A 5,914-nucleotide genomic window follows, 5' to 3' on the forward strand; every position below is an offset into this window, starting at 1 on the left:
ATAACTTCTTTTACCATGATTCAATATCTCAATTTTTTCGTCTTCAAGAGAAGTTTGAATAAGTTAAAAATTAATTTGTGCTAAATGCACAACAGGTATGTTTAAGATAAACCATGACGTATAACTTAGCAAAGTAATACAAAACTTTGTGTTATTTTGCTAAACAAAGTGCCTTTGTATAGCTCAAAAGCATTTCAAGAAGTAAACTTATCTTTGTTTTTCTTTGCGATAAAATAATTAATATCTGAATATCAGAACTATTTAAATATTTCTTATCCGAACTCAGGTTGAATTAGCCATTTTATTAAACAAAAAAATTGGGAATACACATTCTGTACATTCCCAAAAATATATTATTGAAAAAATTTCAATTACATATAAGCTTCAATAGGTTCGCAAGTACAAACCAAATTTCTGTCGCCATAAGCTTCATCAATTCTTGAAACCGAAGCGAAGAATTTATAATCTCTTACCCAATCCAACGGATAAGCTGCTTTTTCTCTAGAATAAGGTTTATCCCAAGAATCTGAAACAACAATTTGTTCCGTATGAGGAGCATTTTTCAACACATTATTCGCAGCATCTGCTTCTCCATTGGCAATCTCATCAATTTCATGCTTAATGGAAATTAAAGCTTCCGCAAAACGATCAATTTCTGCTTTACTTTCAGATTCTGTTGGCTCTATCATCAATGTTCCGGCAACCGGGAAAGAAACTGTAGGAGCGTGGAATCCGTAATCCATTAATCTCTTTGCAACATCAGCAACCTCAATTCCTAGAGATTTAAACTGTCTGAAATCTACAATACATTCGTGTGCTACTCTTCCGTTTGCATTAGAATATAGAATAGGGAAATGTTCTGCTAAAACTTCTTTTAAATAGTTGGCATTCAAAATTGCATGTTCGGTAGCTTTTTTCAATCCTGCTGTACCCAACATTTTAATATATGCGTAAGAAATATTTAGAATTAAACCAGAACCGTAAGGTGCAGCCGAAATTCCTTCGATAGCTTCTTTAGAACCTACATTAATATTGGCATTGGTTGGAAGAAATGGAACCAAGTGTTTTGCTACACAAATAGGACCAACTCCAGGACCTCCACCACCATGAGGAATGGCAAAAGTTTTATGAAGATTTAAATGACAAACATCTGCACCAATATTTCCCGGACTGGTGTAACCTACCTGTGCATTCATATTAGCTCCGTCCATATAAACCTGACCTCCATGCTCATGAACTAAAGAAGTAATTTCTTTAATGTTGGCATCAAAAAATCCGTAAGTAGAAGGATAAGTAATCATTACACAAGCAAGATTTTCAGAATGCTGTTCTGTTTTAGCTTTCAAGTCTTCGAAATCTATTTCCCCGTTTTCAAGGTTTTTAACAACAACAATTTTCATTCCTGCCATTGCTGCAGATGCTGGATTGGTTCCGTGTGCAGACTGAGGAATTAAAACAACATTTCTATGATCTTCACCTCTGGAAATATGATATTCTCTAATTACCATTAAACCCGCATACTCTCCTTGAGCTCCGGAATTCGGTTGTAAGGAAGTTCCTGCAAAACCTGTAATTTCTGCAAGATCCTTTTCCAATTCATGAATCATTTCCTGATAACCTTTAGCCTGTTCTACAGGAACAAAAGGATGTACACTTCCCCAGTTATCCCAAGATAGCGGAAGCATTTCTGTAGCTGCATTCAGCTTCATTGTACAAGAACCAAGAGAAATCATAGAATGTGTTAAAGACAGGTCTTTTCTTTCCAAACGCTTGATATAGCGCATTAATTCGGTTTCTGTATGGTATCTGTTGAATACTTCTTCTGTAAGAATTTCATCTTTTCTTAAAATATCCGACGGAATGCTGAATTCTTCTTTCAATTCTAATTTGAAAGCCTGCTTATCTTTAAACTGAGCAAAAGAAGTCATAAGATAATTCAGTTTTTCTAGCGTAGTACTTTCATTAAGAGCAATACTTACCACGCCTTCTGTGAAATAATTGAGATTGATTTTATGATCTTTCATCATTCTCATCAATTTCGATTTTTCATCTTCATTCATCAGAATTTTTACAGTATCAAAAACAGGTTCTTCCACTGTGTTATATCCTAAAGCTTTTAAACCGTTATTTAAAGCATTTGTTTTAAAATGTATTTGGTCTGCAATATAATTTAATCCTTTCGGACCATGATAAACTGCATACATCCCTGCCATAACAGCCAATAAAACCTGTGCTGTACAGATATTAGAAGTCGCTCTTTCTCTTTTTATATGCTGTTCTCTTGTCTGAAGTGCCATTCTTAAAGCACGTTTGCCGTATGCATCCTGAGAAACTCCAATAATTCTTCCCGGTATATCTCTTTTGTAGTCTTCTTTACATGCGAAAAATGCTGCGTGAGGACCACCATATCCCATAGGAATTCCGAATCTCTGCGTAGTTCCTACAGCACAATCTGCTCCCATAGAAGCAGGTGATTTTAATTTAACCAATGCCATCGGATCACAAGCTACAACAACCTGAAGATCTAATTTCTTGTACTCTGTAATGTTTTCTGTATAATCTAAAACAATTCCGTTCTTACCCGGATACTGCAATAGAACACCATAATAAGATTCATCAAAAGAATGGTTACTGTGATCTCCAACTAAGATTTCTATACCTAAACCTTCTGCTTTAGTTTTAAGAACAGATACTGTTTGAGGCAGCACCAAATCTGATACAAAAAATTTGTTGGCATCCGATTTTTTCTGATCTTTCGTTCTGTTGTTAAAAAACATGTGCATAGCTTCTGCAGAAGCTGTAGCTTCATCTAAAAGTGATGCGTTTGCTAAGCCAAAACCGGTAAGATCGCATACAACAGTCTGGAAGTTAAGAAGAGCTTCTAGTCTTCCCTGAGCAATTTCAGCCTGATAAGGAGTGTACGCAGTGTACCAACTTGGGTTTTCGAAGATGTTTCTCTGAATTGCCGATGGAAGCAGCGTATTGTAATATCCAAATCCTATATAGCTCGTAAACTCTGTATTTTTAGAAGCTAATTCTTTAGAATGATTCAGCATTTCGTATTCGGAAAGCGGCTCCGAAATCTGAAGATCTTTTTCTAAACGGATAGATGTTGGGATAGTTTGAGAAATAAGTTCCTCGATATTCGAAACGCCAATTTTCTCCATCATTGCCTGCTTATCTGCTTCATTCATGGAAATGTGACGGCTCACAAACTGTTCTGTATTCATTTTTATATTAGATTTTGTTTGTAAAAAAGATTCGTAAAAATACGATTTTTTCAAAGATTATGCAACAGTCATTCACATAATGAAAATAACAAATACTATTGTTTACAATCTAAATTTTCCTACAAACAAGCAATCTTTAAAACAATCTACTATTTAAAGTTAAAATTCAAAAAAATTAATTATATTTATTCTAAATTAATATATTTGCAATATGAATGCAATAATTCCTTTTAAAGTTCCGCCATTGGCTCCGATGTTTTCTTCAGCAGGCCAAGAAATGCTATGTGAGAAAAAGTCTTGTTGTAAAAAATTCAAAAAAGGTAAAAGGTGTAAGAAATGCCCTGGAAGAAAGAAATTGGCATAAAAAATATCAACTTACAGTAAACTGTCGATTAAAAAATACAACGCCAAAGCCAAAAGCAAAATAGCCAATACTATTTTTACTATTTTTGGCTGACCGTGAGGGTTTATCGCTGTTTTTGGCTGCGATTTGAACAAATCTTCGGCCTTATCTATAATTTTTTCTCTATTACTTTCAAAAACTTCGGTAATGGTAATACCCTGCACCACCGTTTTATGTAAAAGTGAGTTGGTTGCATGCAGCAAAATCTGAAATTTACCGTCTTTAAACTCAGTTATTCTAAAAATTCTTTCCCCGTAAGCTTTCTCAAGACCAAAAGGCAAAACTTTTACCACATCTGCGTTCTGAGTCTGCCATGTAATGATGATTTCTTCACCCTTTTTAGCATGAATTTTATTAGAACTGAAGCTTTTGATGGATGGCGGAGTATTATATCTGAACGTTTTTTGATGACTGTCCAGATTTTCGTCGTAGGCTTTTCTCTTGCTTTTATCACTCAGCATTTCATACGCTTCCTGAATTTCTCTAAATCGGTTTGCAAAGAAATCATCATTATCATTTTTATCCGGATGATATTTTAATGAAAGTTTTCTGTACGATTTTTTGATGTCTTCTTCTGAAGCATCCCGAGAAATTCCAAGAAAATAATAGTAATCTTTCATAGACTGCTGCAAAAATAAGAATTTGATTTTTTATTTTGAGAAAACATATTATTCTAAATTAAAAAGTTCGGCTCGGAAAGCTTTGCTTTCCGAGCCGATTTACAATTTCAATAAGACTCCTGAAGATTATGCCTCTACAAAATTTTCTTTCCTATCGTCTCTTCTGCAACATTTAGAAGCAAATTCATGCTTGAATTTACCTTTCAACTGCTGATAATCTTCATCACTCATTTCTCTGATTTTGTCAGCCAAACCAAATGGCGATTTTTCTTTAATTCCATATTCTTCGAAGACACCTTTCAAAAATCTTTTTCTCTGAATAGCTTTTTTGGCAACCACAGCAATTCCTGCTACTGCAAGTGCTCCAAGAGCACCTTTTAATACTGAATTTTTCATTTTTTTAAATTTTAAATTTTACTACTTTTTTATAAAGACGAATGAACTTCAATTTTACTTTTACTACTACTTAAAATTGTATCAATCGTTATTTTTGTTAAAAAAACCTCCAGAACATCTTTGTCTCCATATTTCTTTGAACTTTTCTTTTTCTTCAGCAGACATTCCTTCCATTCTGTGCTCGAAATGTTTGGCTCTTATCTGCTTCATGCCTTGACCAAATTTACCGTGAAAACCTCCAAAAAGAATTTTACTTAAAACAAGAATTCCCATCGCCTGCCAAAATCCTATGGTTTTAACACCCAAAATTTCGGGTAAAAGACAATTCCAAAGCAACATTACGATCCATGAAATCAGTAAGAAAATAACCGGCGGACAAAGTATTATACAAAACCACCAACCTTTATTGTATTTATGTTTGTTTCTCATTTTAATTTTAATTTTTTAAATCCTCATATAATCTTCTCAACCGGTTTCTCAAATGTTTTACCGCGTAATTTTTTCTACTGATGATGGTTTTAATATTATCTCCCTGTTCATCTGCAATCTGCTGTAAAGTTTTATCATTGAGTTCGTTTTCTATATAGACCAATCTTTGTTTTTCTGGCAATTCATCCAAAGCATCAAAAAGTTTTTTCCATATTTCGTCCTGAAACATTTTTATTTCCGGACCGGCACTGTCATCCATCAGCAGAATATCTTTAATAGAAAACTCGCCATCTTCATCTTCGTAAACAAAATCTTCAAGATTTTCTGTTTTCTTTTTTCTGTATTTATCGGTTATTTTATTAGCTGTAACTCTATACAACCAACCACCGATATTTACTATTTCAGAAAGATTGGTAAGACTGCTGAACTGATACCATACTTCCTGAAGAATATCTTCTGCATCTTCCGTATTTTTTACTTTTGGACGAATATAAGACATCAGTTTCCCGCCGTAACTAAGTACGGTCTGAGAAATAATGTTTTCCTTTTCGTTCTGTGGCATTGATATTTTTTCGACAATCTCCATATTGCTATGACGATTATTGTTTTGCTTTTACTTTATTAATTTAATTTTTTTTTTAGGCTGAATCTTCAATCGCTTTGTCACAAATAAAAAACAGGAAATCTGGTGATTTCCTGCCTGAGTATTTTTTTAATTTTTATCTGTAAATAACTACATTACCTGTTGTGCATTTAGGAATTAAAAAAAAAAAGATTGTCCATTTGATTAAAAAATCGTATATTTAATTGATTACCAAGTCATTAAATACATGAAC

5 protein-coding genes are annotated in these 5,914 nt (G+C 33.6%); all 5 read right to left on the bottom strand.

Annotation, left to right across the window (positions count from 1 at the left end; all coding sequences use genetic code 11):
* Window positions 1–371 precede the first annotated feature (371 nt).
* The 5 genes from gcvP to IV513_RS14815 all read right to left on the bottom strand — a co-directional run bounded on the left by gcvP (window position 372) and on the right by IV513_RS14815 (window position 5,640).
* Window positions 372–3,230 carry an aminomethyl-transferring glycine dehydrogenase gene (gene gcvP, locus IV513_RS14795; RefSeq protein WP_209391328.1) on the bottom strand — a complete coding sequence of 953 codons (2,859 nt, stop codon included), beginning with the start codon at window positions 3,228–3,230 and terminating at the stop codon, window positions 372–374.
* A gap of 375 nt (window positions 3,231–3,605) precedes the next feature.
* Window positions 3,606–4,253 (bottom strand): DnaJ domain-containing protein, encoded by a 648-nt coding sequence (locus IV513_RS14800; RefSeq protein ID WP_209391329.1) that lies wholly within the window; start codon window positions 4,251–4,253, stop codon window positions 3,606–3,608.
* A 126-nt stretch (window positions 4,254–4,379) separates the two neighbouring features.
* A complete protein-coding gene (locus IV513_RS14805) occupies window positions 4,380–4,649 on the bottom strand; it encodes a hypothetical protein (RefSeq protein WP_209391330.1) in 270 nt (89 codons plus the stop codon).
* Window positions 4,650–4,730: 81 nt separating this feature from the next.
* Complete coding sequence (locus IV513_RS14810) at window positions 4,731–5,078, bottom strand: hypothetical protein (protein WP_209391331.1); 348 nt, start codon at window positions 5,076–5,078, stop codon at window positions 4,731–4,733.
* Between the two features lie 7 nt (window positions 5,079–5,085).
* Entirely contained in the window at window positions 5,086–5,640 is a 555-nt protein-coding gene (locus IV513_RS14815; protein ID WP_245168963.1) for an RNA polymerase sigma factor, read from the bottom strand.
* Window positions 5,641–5,914 lie beyond the last annotated feature (274 nt).

The organism is Chryseobacterium sp. RR2-3-20 (genome assembly GCF_017808115.1).
Taxonomy (GTDB): Bacteria; Bacteroidota; Bacteroidia; order Flavobacteriales; family Weeksellaceae; genus Chryseobacterium; species Chryseobacterium oryzae.